General features: G+C 57.3%; 15 protein-coding genes. 8 read left to right on the plus strand and 7 right to left on the minus strand.

What is annotated here, in order from left to right; translation table 11 throughout:
- Window positions 1-70 precede the first annotated feature (70 nt).
- A complete protein-coding gene (ilvA, locus tag ENH71_RS06780; RefSeq protein WP_317622359.1) occupies window positions 71-1585 on the plus strand; it encodes a threonine ammonia-lyase, biosynthetic in 1515 nt (504 codons plus the stop codon).
- A gap of 72 nt (window positions 1586-1657) precedes the next feature.
- On the opposite strand, the gene ppnP is transcribed toward ilvA, so the two are convergent.
- Complete coding sequence (gene ppnP, locus ENH71_RS06785) at window positions 1658-1972, minus strand: pyrimidine/purine nucleoside phosphorylase (protein WP_294131551.1); 315 nt, start codon at window positions 1970-1972, stop codon at window positions 1658-1660.
- 130 nt (window positions 1973-2102) lie between these two features.
- Entirely contained in the window at window positions 2103-2978 is an 876-nt protein-coding gene (gene asd / locus ENH71_RS06790; RefSeq protein WP_294131553.1) for an archaetidylserine decarboxylase, read from the minus strand.
- A gap of 191 nt (window positions 2979-3169) precedes the next feature.
- Here asd and motA point away from each other — a divergent pair, with 191 nt between their 5' ends.
- Window positions 3170-4021 carry a flagellar motor stator protein MotA gene (gene motA / locus ENH71_RS06795; protein WP_294131555.1) on the plus strand — a complete coding sequence of 284 codons (852 nt, stop codon included), beginning with the start codon at window positions 3170-3172 and terminating at the stop codon, window positions 4019-4021.
- A 34-nt stretch (window positions 4022-4055) separates the two neighbouring features.
- Entirely contained in the window at window positions 4056-5000 is a 945-nt protein-coding gene (motB, locus tag ENH71_RS06800) for a flagellar motor protein MotB (protein ID WP_294131557.1), read from the plus strand.
- A 55-nt stretch (window positions 5001-5055) separates the two neighbouring features.
- Here motB and rsgA read toward each other — a convergent pair whose 3' ends face one another.
- Window positions 5056-6135 carry a small ribosomal subunit biogenesis GTPase RsgA gene (gene rsgA / locus ENH71_RS06805; RefSeq protein WP_294131559.1) on the minus strand — a complete coding sequence of 360 codons (1080 nt, stop codon included), beginning with the start codon at window positions 6133-6135 and terminating at the stop codon, window positions 5056-5058.
- A 102-nt stretch (window positions 6136-6237) separates the two neighbouring features.
- On the opposite strand from rsgA, the gene orn reads away from it, so the two are divergent.
- The gene (gene orn, locus ENH71_RS06810) at window positions 6238-6789 is read left to right on the plus strand and encodes an oligoribonuclease (RefSeq protein ID WP_294131561.1); all 552 of its coding nucleotides are present in this window, start codon (window positions 6238-6240) and stop codon (window positions 6787-6789) included.
- Here orn and queG read toward each other — a convergent pair.
- Window positions 6779-7846, minus strand: coding sequence for a tRNA epoxyqueuosine(34) reductase QueG (gene queG, locus ENH71_RS06815; RefSeq protein ID WP_294131564.1), 1068 nt, complete (start codon window positions 7844-7846; stop codon window positions 6779-6781). The two genes, orn and queG, sit on opposite strands and share 11 nt — an antisense overlap.
- A 4-nt stretch (window positions 7847-7850) precedes the next feature.
- The gene (locus tag ENH71_RS06820) at window positions 7851-9002 is read right to left on the minus strand and encodes a methionine aminotransferase (protein WP_317622360.1); all 1152 of its coding nucleotides are present in this window, start codon (window positions 9000-9002) and stop codon (window positions 7851-7853) included.
- Window positions 9003-9143: 141 nt separating this feature from the next.
- Here ENH71_RS06820 and ovoA point away from each other — a divergent pair, with 141 nt between their 5' ends.
- Window positions 9144-11537: a 5-histidylcysteine sulfoxide synthase gene (ovoA, locus tag ENH71_RS06825; protein ID WP_294131566.1), complete on the plus strand. Its 2394-nt coding sequence runs from the start codon at window positions 9144-9146 to the stop codon at window positions 11535-11537.
- 17 nt (window positions 11538-11554) lie between these two features.
- On the opposite strand, the gene ENH71_RS06830 is transcribed toward ovoA, so the two are convergent.
- Entirely contained in the window at window positions 11555-12562 is a 1008-nt protein-coding gene (locus ENH71_RS06830; protein ID WP_294131568.1) for an LLM class flavin-dependent oxidoreductase, read from the minus strand.
- Between the two features lie 313 nt (window positions 12563-12875).
- Between ENH71_RS06830 and ENH71_RS06835 the strand changes: the two genes are divergently transcribed.
- The 3 genes from ENH71_RS06835 to ENH71_RS06845 all read left to right on the plus strand — a co-directional run bounded on the left by ENH71_RS06835 (window position 12876) and on the right by ENH71_RS06845 (window position 18168).
- The gene (locus tag ENH71_RS06835) at window positions 12876-13913 is read left to right on the plus strand and encodes a hypothetical protein (RefSeq protein WP_294131569.1); all 1038 of its coding nucleotides are present in this window, start codon (window positions 12876-12878) and stop codon (window positions 13911-13913) included.
- 103 nt (window positions 13914-14016) lie between these two features.
- Window positions 14017-14883: a hypothetical protein gene (locus ENH71_RS06840; RefSeq protein ID WP_294131571.1), complete on the plus strand. Its 867-nt coding sequence runs from the start codon at window positions 14017-14019 to the stop codon at window positions 14881-14883.
- A 90-nt stretch (window positions 14884-14973) separates the two neighbouring features.
- Window positions 14974-18168, plus strand: coding sequence for an error-prone DNA polymerase (locus ENH71_RS06845; protein WP_294131573.1), 3195 nt, complete (start codon window positions 14974-14976; stop codon window positions 18166-18168).
- On the opposite strand, the gene ENH71_RS06850 is transcribed toward ENH71_RS06845, so the two are convergent.
- On the minus strand, window positions 18151-19158 hold the full coding sequence (locus ENH71_RS06850) for a DMT family transporter (protein ID WP_317622743.1): 1008 nt from the start codon (window positions 19156-19158) through the stop codon (window positions 18151-18153). The genes ENH71_RS06845 and ENH71_RS06850 overlap by 18 nt on opposite strands.
- Window positions 19159-19177: the final 19 nt, after the last annotated feature.

Genomic DNA, 19177 nt, shown 5'->3' on the forward strand with positions numbered 1-19177 from the left:
TATAAATCGCCATAATATCCTCCGTCCCCTTTTAATGCCACACGGGAGGATCCGGAACAAGGCAACAGGTATGGACAAGTACGTTAAAGATATTCTTTCCGCCCGCGTTTACGATGTTGCCATCGAAACCCCGATCCACAAGGCTGCGTCACTGTCCCGGCGTTTGGGCAATGAGGTGCTGCTCAAGCGCGAAGACCTGCAACCGGTATTCAGTTTCAAGTTGCGTGGTGCTTACAACAAGATGTCCCGATTATCGCCCGAAGCTGCCAGTCGTGGCGTCATCGCTGCCAGTGCCGGCAATCACGCTCAGGGCGTCGCCCTGGCCGGTACCGCGCTGGGTATCAAAACCACTATTGTCATGCCGGAGACAACGCCGGCCATCAAAATTGATGGTGTGCGCTCGCGTGGCGGCAAAGTAATCCTGCATGGGGATACCTACAATGAGGCGGCTGAATTCGCCATGAAACTGGTGGCGGAAAAGGGTTACACCTTTGTCCATGCCTTTGACGATCGTGACGTCATTGCCGGTCAGGGCACGGTGGGCCTGGAGATTGTCCGCCAGCACAGTGGCCCGTTGGACGCCATCTTTGTCCCGGTCGGTGGCGGTGGTCTGATGGCAGGCATGGCTGCCTACATCAAATACATCCGACCCGAGATTCGTCTGATCGCAGTTGAGGCGGAAGACTCCGCCTGCCTGAAGGCGGCGCTGGCGGCAGGGCGCCGGGTGAAACTGTCACAGGTGGGGCTGTTTGCCGACGGTGTGGCTGTCAACCAGGTGGGCAAGGAGACCTTCAAGATCCTCAGGCATTGCGTTGATGAGGTGGTGACGGTCACAACGGATGAGATCTGCGCTGCCATCAAAGACATATTTGATGATACTCGCGCGGTCACAGAACCGGCCGGAGCAGTCGCTGTCGCAGGGCTGAAGAAAGCAGTACGTGAGCAGTCACTTCAGGGTATGAGCCTGATGGCGCTGGTGACCGGAGCCAATGTTAACTTCGATCGTTTGCGTCATATTTCCGAACGCGCGGAGCTGGGTGAGAGCCGTGAGGCGGTGCTGGCGGTGACACTGGATGAAAAGCCGGGCAGTTTCCGCCGCTTTTCGCGGGTACTGGGCAAACGCAGTGTCACCGAATTCAACTACCGGTATGGTGATGCAAGCGCTGCGAAAATATTTGTCGGTGTCGAAATAGATGACCCGGACAGTGGGCGCGAAAAGCTGGTGCGTACATTACGCAGCAAGGGTTTCGAAGTGCATGACATGACGCACAACGAAGCAGCCAAGTTGCATATACGGCACATGGTTGGCGGGCGCAGTGACAAGGCGTTGAATGAGCGTGTGTTCCGCTTTGAGTTTCCGCAGCGCCCCGGGGCTTTGATGACATTCCTGGATTTGCTGGGTGAACAGTGGAATATCTCCATGTTCCACTATCGTAACCACGGCGCTGCCTACGGGCGTGTATTGGTTGGCCTGCAAGTGGCCCCCGAAGACGCCGCTGCGTTTGATGGTTTTGTGCGCGAAATTCCCTATCAGTTTCAGGAAGAAACCGGCAACGTCGCCTATCAGACCTTTCTGGGCAGCTAACGGCGGCTAACAGCGGCTGTGTGCCGGGCAATCCGCTCCGGCACAATCAGCCAGCTGTCCCTGCCATTGGTATTACCCTAAATAGGAGCAGCAGTAGTCGGTGACAGACATGACTTTGATGTCGAATGCCGAATCTGCCGGGACTTCAAAGGTGTCACCGCCGACGATCTTGCGCCACAGATCTTCGCCTGGCAGCAGAATCTCTACCTGGCCGGACAGGATTTCCATGATTTCCTTTTTCTCGGTGCCAAAGCGGTACTCGCCGGGCATCATGATACCCAGCGTTTTTACGTCGCCGTTGTCGAATTCGACAACCCGGCTGGTCACCTTGCCATCAAAATAAATATTGGCGGCTTTGACCACAGTTACGTTTTCAAATTTGTTCATAGCTGGTTCCCGACTCTGGTTGTATCCCGACATGGTTGTTGTCATTCGACAACGCTGAGGCCTCCGGATTCAGGATATCGTCCGGGCGCGCGATTTTATCGGTTTCTGGTGCGTTCGACCAGTGCGCAACTTATTCGTACAGCTCTTCGTCATCGATGATAGTGCCCAGCCTCTGGCCCATATTGATGTTGGTGCCCGCCGCCAGCTCCGCGTTCAGTTCCACCCGGTTTTCCGCAAACACGGCAATCACAGTTGAGCCGAGTTTAAAGCGGCCCATCTCTGCGCCCCGCGCGATCTGTACGGCGGGACTCTGTTGCCGATAGTCGGTTTTGCGCAGACGGTGGGGCGCCGGGCATACCTGGCCGGCCCATGTGGTATCAACGCTGCCGACGATCATGGCGCCTACCAGTATCAGCGCCATGGGCCCGTGGTCGGTATCAAAAACACAGACCAGACGTTCATTGCGGGCGAACAGATTGTCGACCCGCTCCGCTGTCAGCTGATTGACCGAAAACAGCTTACCCGGCACATAGGTCATTTCCCGCAACGTGCCCGGCAGTGGCATGTGCACGCGGTGATAGTGGCTGGGTGACAGGTAGATAGTGGCAAAACAGCCTGCATCAAACTCCTCTGCCAATGCTGAATCGCCTCCCAGGATTGCTTGCAGACTGAACCGGTGACCTTTGGCCTGGAGCAACAGGCCGTCGCGTACCGGGCCAAGCTGGCTGACTATGCCATCAACCGGACTGACCGCAGTGCGGTCATCACCGTGCAGCGGTCGTGCGTCCGCTCTGAGTGCCCGGGTGAAAAATGCATTAAAACTGGCGTAGGCCGACGGATCAGGATCCAGCGCCTGGCTCATATCAACCTGATAGCGCCGGATAAACCAGCGAATGAAAGGTGCCTTGATCACAGACCATTGGCAGTCTGCCAGTTTGCCCGCCAGTCGGGACAGCAGATGCTGGGGGACCAGATGCTGCAGCAGAATGAAAAGCGAATCTTTCATGAAAGTCCTGTTCGCACAGCGTCATTGCTGAGCTGTTGAGTTCGTCCGTCAAATGGGTCCGGTCCAGCTTAATCAAGGCAGTCCGGACGTACAAGTTTGGCGTAATAATGTCCGTTGAGCTAATGATTTTCCGGAATTGTCCGATGTAAAGAGAGCGGCGCATTTTTACCCGGCTGGAGGTTTAGCAGGATATGTTGTTTATTATTGGATTTGTGGTTGTGCTGCTCAGTGTGGCCGGCGGCTATATCATGCACGGCGGTGTACTCAGTGTGCTTTGGCAACCATCAGAGTTCATTATCATTTTTGGTGCCGCTCTGGGCGCCTTTCTGATTTCCAACAGCATGCATCTGGTCAAGGAAACCGGCAAGCGCCTGCCGAGCGCAATCCTGGGCTCGGCCACCAGTGAGAAATTGTACCTCGACCTGCTTGGTTTGTTGTTTGATATTTTCAACAAGGCGCGCCGTGAAGGCATGATGTCCATCGAAGGCGATATTGAAGTGCCTGCCGAAAGTGGCCTTTTTACGCGTTATCCGGCCCTGCTAAAGGACAAGCGCATCATTGAATTCCTCACCGACAACCTGCGCATCATGACCACCAGCAACATGGCGCCGCATGAAATCGAGTCCATGATTGATGCCGAAATAGAAACCCAGATGCACGAATTGAGTGAACCTTCTCATGCCGTGCATCGGGTCGCCGACGCCCTGCCCGGGTTTGGTATCGTGGCTGCGGTGCTGGGTATCGTGATCACCATGCAGAAACTGGGCGGTCCGCCCGAAGCGCTCGGCCAGAGTGTGGCTGCGGCGCTGGTCGGTACCTTCGTTGGTATTTTTGCCGCGTACGGCTTTATCGGGCCGATGAGTAATCGCCTGGCCGAGGTGGCCGAAGAAGAAATCAAAATGTTTGAATGCGTCAAGGCGGCGATTGTGGCGACTGCTAACGGATTGCCGCCACAACTGGCAGTCGAGTTTGCCCGCAAGACCCTGTACTCTGGCGAGCGTCCTTCCTTTGCCGAGCTGGACGAACATATCCGTAGCCGCTAATCCGGCCTGAATTCATTCGCGGAAGAGAATTGTCTTGGAAAAGTCAGAACAGACCATCGTCATCAAACGTGTCAAAAAGTACGCTGCCGGCCACCATGGCGGCTCGTGGAAAATTGCGTTTGCGGATTTTGCCCTGGCGCTGATGGCATTTTTCCTGGTGCTGTGGCTGATTGAAAGTACCACCGAACTGGAGAAAATGGTCATTGCCGGGTATTTCTCGGATCCGCGCAGCCTGGCCAGTGCCGGCGATGGCGGCACACCCTACGTGTTGAATTTGCAGGGGCGACCCCTGACGTTGCCCAATCAGGGCCTGAATCTGGCCCTGGTGCAGGAAGACCGGGAACAGGCCGTGGAGTCATCGGACGAACTGGAGAACGTTGAATACATTGAGCTGGCACGCCTGCGCGAGACCGAACTGCTGCAAAGCCTGCAGGGACAGCTGGAAGAGGTCATCGCCGGCAATCAGGAGTTTGAGTGGTTCTCCGACAGCCTGTCCATGGAAGTGACAGAAGATGGTCTCAGTATCCAGATCATTGACCGCGACAACCGACCGCTGTTTGCGTCCGGCTCTGAACAGATGCAGCCCTATGCGCTGGAAGTATTATGGGCCATGGCCAATGTGCTGGAAGACATACCGAACAAAATCAGCATCTACGGGCATACCGATAGCGTCCCGTTTGGCAGTGATTTTGCGCAGTACACCAATTGGGAGTTATCCGCCGACCGTGCCAATGCCGCGCGCCGGGCGTTGGTAGAAGGCGGATTGTCATTCCAGCAGTTTGCGCAGATTATTGGCATGGGGTCTTCCCTGCCCTTGTTGCCGGACGACCCGCAGGATGCCTCCAACCGGCGTATCGTCATCATGGTTCTCAATCAGATGGCTGAACGCCGCATTATGGAAGGTACCATGGCGTCCGAACTTGATGGGGGCGCGCCGCCGGAAGACGCTGTACCCGAGGATTTGCCGGAAATCTTTTGACGGCAGGCATGGCCTGGCTTTCGCCCCCCGCTCCGCCCCGCAAAGCCTCTGCGCCTCAGCCTCGGCCCAGCTCCTGCAGGATATGGTGATAGCTGTTAAGCCGGGATGCATGAATTTTGCCTTTCCTCACCGCCGCCAGCAAGGCGCAACCCGGCTCCTGCTGATGCCGACAGTCCCGAAAACGGCATTGCCCGGCATACGGGCGAAATTCCACAAAGCCATACATCAATTGCTCTGCTTCGATGTGCCACAACCCGAACTCGCGAATCCCCGGGGAATCCACCAGATCGCCGCTGCCGGGTAAATGGTATAGCTTGGTGGCGGTGGTGGTATGTGTGCCTTTCTCGCGGCCGATGGCGCGGCCTTTGGACAGGCCACCGACATCGGCAGCACCGCCCGCGTTGTCATCGTCGTTGATGCCGCGCAAGGTGTTGATCAGTGATGACTTGCCAACGCCGGACTGGCCTACAAACACAGCAATTTCACCGCTCAGCATCTGTCGCAATGAGTCGATACTTTCGGGCTGGTGACAGGATACGCGCAGGGTGTCATAACCGATGCCGGCATACAGCTTGAGCAGGTCAGAGACTTTAAGTGCCGCTTCATCGGCAGCGTTGTCACTGTCGTCTGCCGGCATCAGGTCGCACTTGTTGAGCAGCAGCAGGGGTTTCAGGCGCAGGTGTTCAATGGCCACCAGATATCGGTCAAGCAGATTGCCAAAGGGTTCGGGTACCGGCGCAAACACCACGGCGACGCGATCGATGTTGGCGGCGATACTGCGTTGTTCGCCACGGGCATTGGGCCGGCTCATGGCAGAGTGTCGCGGTATCAGTGCTACGATGATGCCGGTGGTGTCGCTTTCCGCCTGCCAGATCACCTTGTCGCCGGTGACCAGAGGTGGCAGGTTGCTGCGCTGGTGGCAGCGAAAAAGCTGGCCTTTGGTGGCCGGATTCAGGGATTCCACATCAAGCTGCTGGCCGTAGTGACAGACGATCAGGCCTTCCTGTTCCGGCCCCAGGGTGGATTCGTCGGTGTTGCCGGCGTTTCGCTCAGCCGAATCTGTCCGCTTGCCGCGGGCTTTTTGCTGGCTGCTGATGCGCCGTAGTTGATGTTCATTCAGTCGTCGTTTGGCCATGACCCGGCATTCTATTACAATGGGTGCCCCGTGGGACCCCGCTGGGCTAAAATAAAACCACGAGGGCTAACGTCTCGTCGGATAAAACCTGGAAGAAACATCATGGCTGTAGTCGACAAAAGCAAAACCCTGATCTGGATTGATATGGAAATGACCGGTCTGGAGCCTGATACCGACCGCGTCATCGAGATTGCCACGCTGATCACCGATGCCAATCTCAACATTCTGGCCGAAGGCCCGGTGGTGGCGGTGCATCAGTCCGATTCTGTACTGGCGGGCATGGATGAGTGGAACCAGCGCACACACGGTGATTCCGGGCTGGTCACCCGGGTGCGCGCCAGTCAGTCAGATGAAGCCGACGCCGAACAGCAGACCCTGGACTTTCTGCGCGAGTATGCTGAAAGCGGAAGTTCCCCGATGTGCGGCAACAGCGTGCACCAGGACCGGCGCTTTCTGGTTAAATACATGCCGACGCTGGAGGCGTTTTTTCACTACCGTAACCTTGACGTCAGCACCGTCAAGGAACTGGCAAGGCGCTGGCGCCCGGAGCTATTGGCTGGTTTCAACAAGAACGGCAGCCATCAGGCGCTGGATGACATCCGTGATTCGGTCAGTGAGCTTCAGTATTACCGTGAGCATTTCTTCAAACTTTAGGCTTGCGCTGTTCATGCTGTTGCAAGGCCCAGGCCACGTGCTCACGCACCAGCGCCGAGGGGTGTTGCTGCCGGCTTTGCAGCGCGGTCAGCACCGGGATGGTGCTGGGCGCGTTGCCCAATCCTACCGCCAGATTGCGTAACCAGCCTTCGTAGCCGGTGCGGCGTATCGCCGAGCCCTCGGTGTTGCGCATGAAGGTGTCTTCACTCCACAGAAACAGCTCACTCAGATCAGCATTGTCCAGACCGTGACGCGGCGCGAAGTCCTTCTCCTCGCTGAGCTGACTGAATTTGTTCCAGGGGCAGATCAGTTGGCAGTCATCACAACCAAACACACGATTGCCGATGGCGCTGCGTAATGCCTCCGGAATACTGCCTTTGAGCTCGATAGTGAGATAGGAAATGCAGCGCCGCGCATCCAGTTGGTTGGCGCCCACGAAAGCCTGTGTCGGGCAGATGTCGAGGCAAGCGGTACATGAGCCACAGTGACCGCTCACCGGCTCGTCGACAGGCAGAGGCAGATCGGTAAACAGCTCACCGAGGAAGAACCAGGAGCCGGCTTTTTTGTTCAGCAACATGGTGTTTTTGCCGATCCAGCCCAGGCCGGCTTTCTCGGCCAGCGCCCGTTCCAGCACCGGCGCGCTGTCAACAAAGGCGCGATAACCGATGGGGCCGGCCAGGTCGGTGATACGTTCAGCCAGTTGCTGCAGACGCTTGCGTATCAGCTTGTGGTAATCGCGTCCGCGGGCATAACGCGAGATGTAAGCGCGTTCTCTGTTTTTTAGCGGAGTGAGCGATTGCTCAGCGTTCAGGCTATAGTCCATACGCACGCTGAGTACCCGTATGGTGCCCGGATGAAGGTCTTCAGGGTGCAGTCGCAAGTCACGGTGGCGGGCCATGTAGTCCATCTCACCATGGAAGTTTCGCGCCAGCCAGGCATCCAGATGGCCTTGATAGGCGCTCAGGTCGATGTCGGTCACCGCCAGTTGCTGAAACCCCAGCGCCGTGGCCAGTTCGCGGATCTGTGACAGCAGGGCACTGGCCTGTTCCGGCGCCATGACGTTACAGCGACCGTAATACCGCAGCGGCGGTTTCCAGCGTGCTGTCGTCCTTGCAGAAACAGAAGCGAATCACTCTGGAGTCTGGCGCCTCGGCGTAAAACGGTGATAGTGGAATGGCAGCAACACCTTTTTCTTCGCACAACCACGTCACGAACTCCATATCGGGCAGGTCGCTGATGGCACTGTAGTCGACGCACTGGAAATAGGTGCCGGCTGATGGCGTCAAGGTGAAGCGCGCATCGGCGATCAGGCGGCAGAAGGTGTCGCGTTTCTGCTGATAAAAATCGGACAATTGCAGATGATGTTCCGGGCAATCGCGCATGAAGTCGGCGATCGCGTACTGGATGAAGCTGGTAGAGGTGAAAGTGACAAACTGGTGCACCTTGCGAAACTCGGCAGTCAGCGCGGGAGGTGCCACGCAGTAAGCGGCTTTCCAGCCGGTGGCATGGTAGGTTTTGCCGAACGAAAACACGGCAAAACTCTTTTCCTTTAACTCGGCATGACACAACACACTTTCATGGCGCCCGCCGCCAAACACCATGTGCTCGTAGACTTCGTCAGACAGCACCAGTATGTCGCGGTCCCGGATCAGGCCCGCCAGGGTATCCAGATCCTGTCGCGTCAGTACCGACCCACTTGGGTTGTGCGGAGAATTGATGATAACCAGCCGTGTGCGTTGCGTTATTCTGCTGGCAAACAGGTCCCAGTCAATGCTCCAGCTCCGGCCGTCGCCCGGCTGCCGCATCGGGACATGCATGGGGACGCCGCCAGCCAGGCGCACAGCCGGATCGTAGGAGTCGTACGCCGGATCAAACATGATGACTTCATCGCCGTTGCCTACGGTGGCCTGAATGGCATCAAACAGAGCCTCCGTAGCGCCCGATGTCACGGTTATTTCCTGATCTGCATCCACGCGGCAGCCGTATAGACTCTGGACCTTTATGGCAATCTGCTCGCGCAGTTCAGGCACCCCGGTCATAGGAGAATACTGGTTGCGACGGTCGTTCAGGTAATATGACACGCGTTCGCGCAGTGCGGCCGGGCAATCGAAGTCGGGGAACCCCTGTGACAGGTTGATGGCATTATGAGCCTGTGCCATTCTCGTCATGATAGTAAAAATGGTGGTGCCCACTTGGGGAAGTTTGCTGCGCAAGGCGATAACCTCTCGAAAAGCGATTTGGGGCAGAGTCTACACGATCTGTCGCAGATACCGAAAACCAGATGAAACCCGGATATAAATCAGGCCGCAATAATACCCGGAACTGATTTTGCACAGAATACAGGATAACCGCTAATGACCCGAGCCTTGGCTGACTCAGATACCGGCATACTAGAACATACCCGCGCGGCCACGTCGTCCGATGACAGTGGCTCCGCGTCGCCATCACCACAGGGCCCGCAACAGGAGCCCCGTTGGCGCGGGCAGCGTGCGATCAGCTTGCCGGGACTGGATATCACTGCGGGCCGGCAGGCCCTGCTCGATTATTTTGATAATACCTGGAAGCTGACCGAAACCCTGTTCTCGGCGCTGGTCAGTGATGAGGCCTATTTTGTCAGGCCGTATCACAAGACCCGGCACCCGCTGATATTTTATTACGTGCATCCGGTGACGTTTTACATCAACAAATTGCTGGTGGCAGGCCTGCTCGACAAACCGCTGAACCCGCATTATGAAATTCTGTTTGAAACCGGCGTTGATGAAATGAGCTGGGACGATCTGCACGAAGGTGAGCAGGAAATATGGCCTACCGTTGCTGAAGCCCGCCAATACCGACGCCAAGTTTACCAGGCAGTGCATCAGCTTATCAGTCTGCACCCTGAATTTGACCAGCCCATCACCATGGATAGCCCCGGCTGGGCGCTGGTCATGTGCTTCGAGCATGAGCGAATCCATCTGGAGACATCCAGTGTGCTGATGCGGGAACTACCATTGAAGTACCTGCGGTCGCCGACGCAGTGGCCATCCCTGCCGTTGGCCGGGAATCCGGCAGAACATGTTGCCCGTCCGGTCGCAGGCCTGCATTATCCGGCAAAAAATCCCATGATAGACGTCGCTGCGCAGGATGTGGTGGTAGGCAAACCGAAAGCCTGGCCCACCTTCGGTTGGGACAATGAATATGGCGAGGATACTCGCGCCGTCAAATCTTTTCGCGCCAGCAAATACTTGATCAGCAATGGTGAGTTTTACGAATTCGTCAGTTCCGGCGCCTACCTCAATGAGCAGTACTGGAGCGAAAAAGGTTGGGCGTGGCGCAAATTCCGCAATACGCGCTGGCCTGCGTTCTGGGTGCAGGATGGGCCGGTGGGGTCACATCAGTACAAACTGCGCACGATCTTCACTGATGAGCCCATGCAGTGGGACTGGCCTGCTATCGTCAATTACTACGAGGCCAAAGCGTATTGCGCGTGGCGCTCGGAACGTGATGGCGTGGAAACACCCTATCGACTTGCCAGCGAGAAAGAACATCTGGCGCTGCATGATGATGAATGGCAATTGGCCCGGCAGCCGCAAGCCAATGACCGGGCTTTCCCTGATCATGATCCCGTGATGCGAGACCAGTCAGCGCTGGCGCCGGGTCAGCGAGCCATCAATCATAACCTGACTTTCGGCAGTGAAGGCTCGGTGGAAAAGTTTGCTGCCAACAACAAGGGTTTCCACGATGTGCTGGGCAACGTCTGGCAGTGGAGTGAGGATACTTTCCATCCCTTGCCCGGGTTTGCCATTCATCCGTATTACGTGGATTTCAGCACGCCCTGTTTTGACGACCAGCATCAAATGATTATGGGCGGCTCTTTTATCAGCACCGGCGATGAAGCCAGTGTCTGGGCAAGATTCCACTTTCGGCCGCATTTTTTCCAGCATGCCGGTTTCCGGCTGGTACAGGGGGATAACAATGCGGTGAGTCAGGACGGTGGCCAGCGTTATGAAACCGACGCCCTGCTCGATCAGTATATGTTGTTCCATTGGGGTTCACGTGCCGAGCAGCGCGATGAGGAAATCAAGGCCAGTGTCGGGCATCCGGACACACGCATGTTCATGGAAACCATGGCCGAGCTGGTTGGCGATTTTGCCAAGACTCACGGTTCGGTGCTGGATCTGGGCTGTGCCACCGGACGTGCCAGTTTCGAGCTGGCGCGGCGATTTGAGCGCGTGCAGGGTCTGGATTACAGCCAGGCGTTTATCGATGCGGCGAGTATCCTGCAGCGTCAGGGCAGTCTGGCCTACTCGCGACTGGAAAGTGGTCGCCACGTCACGCCGATGGTGGCGCGGGTGCCAGAAAAAATCGACCGGTCACGCGTTCACTTCATTCAGGGAGACGCGACCCGGCTGGCAGCCGCTGGCATCAGTGCGGACGAACGCTTTGATGCGGTTTTGATGAGCAACCTGTTATGTCGTTTGCCGGATCCTGCTGCCTGCCTGCGGCAATTTACCGGCCCGGACGCCTTGCTGCGTGACGGTGGCATTCTGGTGTTGTCATCACCCAATACCTGGATGGAGCAGTACACGCCGATCGATGCATTTGTTGATGGCGCCGACAGCGCTGCCGCCCTGGCCCGACTGGGTAAACTGTTGCCGGGATATGAACTGCTGCATCAACAGGACCTGCCCTTTATGATCCGGGAGCATCGGCGCAAGTACGAATACATCGTCAGCCAGGTGTCGGTGTGGCGCAAAAAACCGACCTAGGCTAAAGATGAAGTGCGTCAGGCGCTGACTGAATGCTCTGCCAGCGCCTGACACGCCTGCCCGGCGATACGAACACTGTTGAGGCGCTTGTTGTGGTCAAAAATATGTGCGCTGAACATGATCTCGTCGACACCGGTACGATCAACAAAACGTTTTATGCCCTGCCGGACAGCGTCCGGATCACCAATAATGGCCTCCCCCAGGGCATGAGCCGCGCCTGCCAGCTCGGCGGCGGAAAAATGTGCTTCAATGTTTTCCATGGGTGGCTTTAACGGACCGGGTGTTCCTCTTCTCAGGGCAATGAACTGTTGCTGGGTGGAGCTCATCAGAAAACGTGCCTCTGCCTCACTCTGGGCCGCGTACATGGGAACTGCTGCCATGCAATACGGAGACTGCAGTTGCGCGGACGGGCGGAAGCGGCTGCGGTAAACATCAAGCGCCTGCATCAGTTGATCGGGCGCAAAATGCGAGGCGAAAGCAAACGGCAGGCCCAGCGCGGCAGCCAGTTGCGCGCTGAACAGGCTGGAGCCGAGCAACCACAATGGCACCTCCAGCCCGGCGCCGGGCACTGCCTGCACTGCCTGGCCTGGTTGTGCCGCCTGAAAGTAACTCTGCAATTCCTGCACATCGCGCGGAAACTGGTCCACACTATCCTGATAGCGTCGCAACGCCTGCATGGTCAGCGAGTCTGTGCCGGGGGCCCGGCCCAGGCCCAGATCGATACGCTCCGGGTACAATGATGCCAGCGTACCAAACTGCTCGGCCACCATTAACGGGGCATGATTGGGCAGCATGATGCCGCCCGAGCCGACACGAATACGTTTTGTCCCTTCTGCCACATAGCCGATCACAACCGCCGTCGCTGCGCTGGCGATACCTGTCATATTGTGGTGTTCGGCCAGCCAGAAGCGCTGATAACCGGTGGCCTCGGCGGTCTGGGCGAGGCTGCGTGAATTCAGCAATGCCTGGCGAGGTGTGCTGCCTTGCACCACCGGCGCCAGGTCAAGCAGGGAATAAGGGACCATGGTGTCTCCAAAAACGACGAATTGACGCAATCAATTTAACACGGCAAAGGTCCCAGGGTATAACAGGCTAAAAAGCAGGAACGATCAGAGCCGCTGTCGGGCAGGTCTGACCTTGACCGGTGGTGAGTAGCGGCCTGACGCCCAAAACTGTCTTTATATCGGGTCTGGCCTGCCATAGGCTTGAATAATAGCAGGGGCTGGATTACTCTTCGATGTCCATAATTTGTGCAACTATTACCCGATTTTCTGGAAATTTGTTACTGCAGGGAATGCCGAGGAACAAGTTGAAATCAAGCTCTCTGAGGAGATTAACGTGAAAAAACAGACTATTCTATCAGCAGCGATTGCGGCTGCAGTGGCCGGTTCACTGGCCCTGACGGCTGTCAGCATACAGGCTGATGATCATGATTTCGAAGCACCTCGCACTGAATGGGGTACCCCTGATCTGCGCGGCGTGTGGAACTTCAGCTCCAACACCCCGCTGGAGCGTCCGCGTAATTACGGCGATCGTCAGTTTTACACGCCGGAAGAAGTGATTGCCCGTGACCAGCGTGCTGCCGAGGCTGCCGCGGCCAGTGATGGTAACTCCTCCCAGGGTGGTGTCGGTGGTTACAACCAGTTCTGGGTAGAGGGTATGCCGCAGGATCTGAATCTGAGAACCTCCATCCTGACTTATCCGGAAGATGGTCGCATGCCGGCCCGTGTTGAGGGTGCTCCGGTTGCCTTTGGCGGTCTGGGTCCGGACTACAATGGTGAGCGTCCGGTACGTGTTGCCGTGGGTGGTATTGCCAAAGACGGTCCGGAAGACCGCGGTGTGTCCGAGCGCTGTCTGCTGGGCTTCAACTCGGTGCCCCCGTTCATGCCCAGCATGTACAACAACAACGTACAGCTGTTCCAGACCGAAGACCATTTTGTCATCTACAACGAAATGATCCACGAATCGCGCATTGTGCCGATGGACGGTCGCGATTACATCCCGGAAAACATCACCCAGTGGACCGGCGATTCCCGTGGTTACTGGGAAGGTGACACTCTGGTAGTGGAAACCCGTAACTTCAACAGCAAGACCCAGACTTTCCGCGGCACCGGTATTAGCTCCAACAAGACCTTGACCGAGAAGTTCACCCGTACCGCTGAGGGTGTGGTTGAGTATGAGTTCACCGTCGAAGATCCACTGGCCTTTGAAGACAAGATCACCGGCGTGGTCCCCATGTTCCGCTCCGATGGCGAGATGTTCGAATATGCCTGCCATGAAGGCAACTACGGCATGATCAACATCCTGCGCGGGCAGCGTGTGGAAGATGGCACCTGGGATCACGAGAACAACCGGGCCATGCGTCTGGGGCAGTGATCCCGTCACAGGAATAGACTTTATCAATCATGCACCGGGCCAGCCAGCATCGTTCCAATGCCTGGCGGGTCCGGTCTGGTAACAGACAAAAACAGGGTTGTTCATGAAAACACAATTAAAGACATTTTTTGCAGTAGCGGCGACAGCCGCTGCCGTCAGCGCGTTCTGGGTGACGCAGGACGTTTCACAGGCGCAGGATGAATCACGTACAGCTATCCCCCGCACCCCCGATGGCAAGCCCAATTTCAGCGGTATCTGGCAGTCGATGAATACTGCCTATTGGGATCTGGAGCCGCATGAAGCGCGTCATGGCCAGCTGTCAGCACTGGCTGCCGGTGCCCATCTGGCGGTACCGCCGGGCATGGGTGTGGTGGAAGGCGGCATGCTGCCTTACAAACCCGGCATGCGTGATGTGAAAGAAGAAAACCAGGCTAACTGGCTGGAACGTGATCCGGCAACCAAGTGTTATCTGCCGGGTGTGCCGCGCGCCACCTATCAGCCTTATCCTTTCCAGATCTTCCAGGCACCTGATGCGACCCTGATCAGCTATCAGTTTGCCGGTGCCGATCGTATCGTGCACATGAACCGTCCGGAGCTGGAAGCGCAGGTGGATAGCTGGATGGGTCATAACAACGGTAGCTGGGATGGCGATACGCTGGTGATTGACGTGACCGGTCAGATGCCCGACACCTGGTTTGACCGTTCCGGCAACTACCACAGTGGTTGGGAAATGCACGTGCAGGAGCGTTACACCATGCTGGATCGCAACACCATCCAGTATCAAGCAACGGTTAACGATCCCAATGTTTACGAGCGCCCCTGGACCATCAGCATGCATTTGTACCGTCACCAGGACGAGAACATGCAGTTGCTGGAATACAAGTGTGTAGAGTTCGTGGAAGAGCTGTTGTTCGGCGACCTGCGTGCGCCCGGCTCACCCATAGGCGACGGCATCACCCCCATCAACTAAAACCTGTCCCGGTTTTTGTTGAGGTATAGAGTGTAGAAAACACCGGCAAAACACTGTATAAATATACAGCCGTTTCGCCGGTGTTTTTTTATGCGTGCTACAAACTCCCTGCCTGAGGCGGCGCCGGATTATGCCGAGCTGCATTGCATCAGTAATTTTTCCTTTCTACGTGGTGCCTCTTTTCCCGAGGAACTGGTCAATCGTGCCCTGCAACTGGGCTACCGTGGACTGGCTATCACGGACGAATGTTCTGTCGCAGGTATTGTCCGGGCTTATGCCGCAGTAAAGTCTGCAGGCGAAGTTTATGCTAACTTCAAGCTGTTGATTGGCACTGAACTGGTTTGTCAGGATGGCATGCACCTGGTGCTGCTGGCGCGCAGCCGCCGTGGTTATGGGCAAATGTGTGCGCTTATCAGTGAGGCGCGCCGTGTTGCCCGCAAAGGTGAATACCGGCTCACCCGATCAATGCTGGCGGCGTTTGACGGTGCCGATTGTCTGGCTCTGTGGTTGCCGCCTGCATTTTCCCGGCAGCAGGACATGAGGTCGGTACCGGACGTTGTGAACACATTGGCGCCGGACCTGCACTGGCTGGCCGGACTGTTTCCGGGCCGGTTGTGGATAAGCGCACAAATGTTTCTGGGCGCGGACGATCCGGAAAAGCTGGCCGCATTGCAGGCTCTGGCGGCACATACCGGCCTGCCAATCTGTGCCAGCGGTGGTGTGCAGATGCACCATCCGCAGCGGCGCCCGTTACGCGACACGCTGACCGCGATAAGGCTGGGCACCCCGGTGTCCGGACTGGCCTTCGCCCTGCCAGCCAACGGCCAGCAAAGCCTGCGCACCCGGCAGACGCTGGCCCGGTTGTTCCCGGCGTCCCTGTTGCAGGAAACCTTGCGTATTGCTGACCAATGCCAGTTCTGTCTGTCCGAGCTGCGTTATGAATACCCCAGCGAGCTGGTGCCGGCACGGGAAACGCCACAGAGCTGGCTGCGCCAGCTCACTGAAGCAGGCATGCGGCAGCGCTGGCCGCACGGTGTGCCTGACAAGGTAAAAACCATGGTCAACCGGGAGCTGGTACTGATAGCCGAGCTGGGATATGAGCATTTTTTCCTGACCGTACATGACATTGTGGTGTTTGCCCGCAGCCGTCATATTCTGTGTCAGGGGCGCGGGTCGGCGGCGAATTCGGCAGTGTGTTATTGCCTGGGTATCACCGCCGTCGATCCGGCGCGGCTGGATTTGCTGTTTGAACGTTTTCTGTCGAAAGAGCGCGATGAGCCACCGGACATTGATGTTGATTTTGAACATGAGCGCCGCGAGGAGGTCATTCAGTACATCTATGACAAGTACGGCCGCCATCGTGCCGCGTTGGCGGCGACAGTCATTTGTTATCGACGTCGCAGTGCCATCCGCGATGTGGGCAAGGCGTTGGGGTTAAGCGGCGAACAGATTGAGCATTTGCTGGATATCCTGCGCATGGACAGTGACGGGGAGCCGGTGTGGCTGGAACCGGTGCCGTTGCCGGCACCGTTGCTCAAGCGCCTGGTGTTTCTTGTGCAACAGATCATCGGTTTCCCGCGCCACCTGTCCCAGCACGTGGGCGGTTTTGTCATCAGCGAAGGGCCACTGTCCCACCTGGTACCAATCGAGAACGCCAGCATGCCGGATCGCACGGTTATCCAGTGGGAAAAGGACGATCTGGAAACACTGGGCCTGTTGAAAGTGGATGTGCTGGCGCTGGGCATGTTAACCGCAATACGCAAGGCACTGGACCTGGTCGGTCGCATCCGGGGGCAACCGCTGGCACTGGCAGATGTGCCGGCAGAAGATGCACAGACCTATGACATGATCTGCAAGGCCGACACCGTTGGTCTTTTTCAGATTGAATCCCGGGCGCAGATGAGCATGCTGCCGCGTCTGTGCCCACGCAGTTATTATGACCTGGTCATCCAGATTGCTATTGTCAGACCGGGCCCTATTCAGGGCGATATGGTGCATCCGTATCTGGCACGCAGACAGGGACTGGAGCAGACGCGTTATCCCAGCGAGGCGGTGCGTGGCGTGTTGCAAAGAACCCTGGGTGTGCCGATTTTTCAGGAGCAGGTGATGCAGATTGCGATGGTTGCGGCTGGCTTCAGCGGCGGCGAAGCCGACCAGTTGCGTCGCGCCATGGCCGCCTGGAAGCGCAAGGGCGGGCTGGAACCGTTTCGGGAGAAATTGATCAGCGGTATGCTCGCGCGAGGCTACGAGGAGACGTTTGCGCTGCAGATTTATCAACAGATAAAGGGTTTTGGCGACTATGGGTTTCCGGAGTCACATTCCGCCAGTTTTGCCTTGTTGGCCTATGTGTCGGCCTGGCTGAAGTGTCATCATCCGGCCGCCTTTGTCTGCGCCCTGCTTAACAGCCAGCCCATGGGGTTTTACGGACCCTCGCAACTGGTGCAGGATTTCCAGCGTCACGGCGGTCAGGTGCTGCCGGTTGATGTGCAGCTCAGCGAAGAGGATTGCACATTGGAGCCGGTGGCCATAACCGGTGCCGGTAGCGCAGGTGCGGGGCACCGGTATGCGCTGAGGCTGGGCCTGCGCATGCTCAAGGGCCTGTCCGGCAATGCCATCAGTGCCATTTTGCAGGCGCGGGTCGCGGGACCATTTACCAGCATTGCTGATCTGGTGCGTCGAGCCGCGTTGTCATCGGGGAATCGTGACGCGCTGGCCGCCGGGGACGCGCTGAGAAACCTGGCGGCAGATCGCTACCGTGCGTTCTGGGATGCCAGTGCGGTGGAGGAAGTGCCACCGTTATTCGCAGCCCTGGGTGAGCACTATCGGCGCCCAACAGACAATCTGGATCTGATGTTACCCCGGCCCAGTGAAGCGCAGGACATCATGGCTGATTACAACCACACCGGCCTGACGCTGCGCCGGCATCCGCTGGCTCTGTGGCGTGAACACCTGAGTGCCTTCGCGGTACTCAGGGCCGATGATTTGCCCGCCCTGCCTGATCGCCGGCACATCAAAGTCGCAGGTCTGGTGACCTGTCGTCAACGTCCGCAAACTGCCTCCGGCGTTACCTTCCTGACCCTGGAAGATGAAAGCGGTTTTATCAATGTGGTGGTATGGCCGCAGTTGTTGCAGGCCTATTATCGGCCCGTGCATGAGGCCAGCCTGTTGGGTGTTGCCGGTTACCTGCAGCAAAGTGACGGAGTCATTCACGTGGTGGCCCGGACTCTGGTGGATCTCAGCGACTGGCTGGGTGAGATGCAGGTAGCATCACGCGACTTTGCCTGACCGTGACCGCATCAGCCAGGGATATATCAGCACCACAGCAATGATAATGCTGGCGCCCAGGTAAAAGCGTGCGCTCAGTTCCTGCTGCTCGCCCAGTAGCAGCGCCGCCAGTGCAATGGCGTAAATGGGTTCCAGATTGACCGCCAGTGCACTGGCATAGGCGGACAGGTGGCGCAGGGCCATCAGCGACAAGGCAAATGGCAACAGGGTGCAGCCAAAGGCCAGCACTGCCATCCAGAGCATGTCATTGCCCTGTGGTACGGCGAAGATCGACGTGCTGGTATCAAGAATGCCCGCAACGCTGGTAAGCGCACTGACTGAACCGGCAACCAGCCCGACCACGACCAGCAAGGCACAGCCGGAGGCCATCTCGATAGCGGTCATACAAAGCGGATCGGCGCGCAGGATAAAGCGCTTGTTGAGAGCGGCAAACAGCGCCACGAACATGGCAGAAACAATACCCATGGTGATGCCGGTGTTCATGGTTTCAGGCGTGCCACCGACGACCAGCACAATACCTGGCAGCACCATCAAACCGAGCAGCAACTCCTTTAGCTGAAAACGTCGTCCGGCCAGTACCGGCTCGACCAGCGACAGGAATACCGGCACGGTGGCAATACAGGTCACCGCCACCGAGGCGTTTGAGAGTTTGATGGCGCCATAAAAAGTCAGCCAGTGCAGTGCGACCAGCGTGCCGATGCCCGCATAGACCAGCACCAATGACGGCTTCAGGGCCATGACGGAGCGCCATACCACCGGTAGCAGAAACAGACTTGCGGCAACCAGGCCCATGCGCCACAGCACCAGCGGCAGTGCTTCCAGAGTAATGAGTTTGCCAAGAATGGCAGTGAAGCCCCACAGCACCACACAAACATGAATCTGAACCCAGGCTTTGGTGGTGGCTATGTGTTCAGCTGTTCGCGGAGTGGGCATGGTGTGGTGATATAAACGCTGGCAAAAAACAAAATTCAGATGGAAAACAAAAACCATTCTAGCACTATCATGACGT

Origin of the sequence: Pseudohongiella sp. (genome assembly GCF_011050365.1) — a bacterium.
GTDB lineage: Bacteria > Pseudomonadota > Gammaproteobacteria > Pseudomonadales > Pseudohongiellaceae > Pseudohongiella.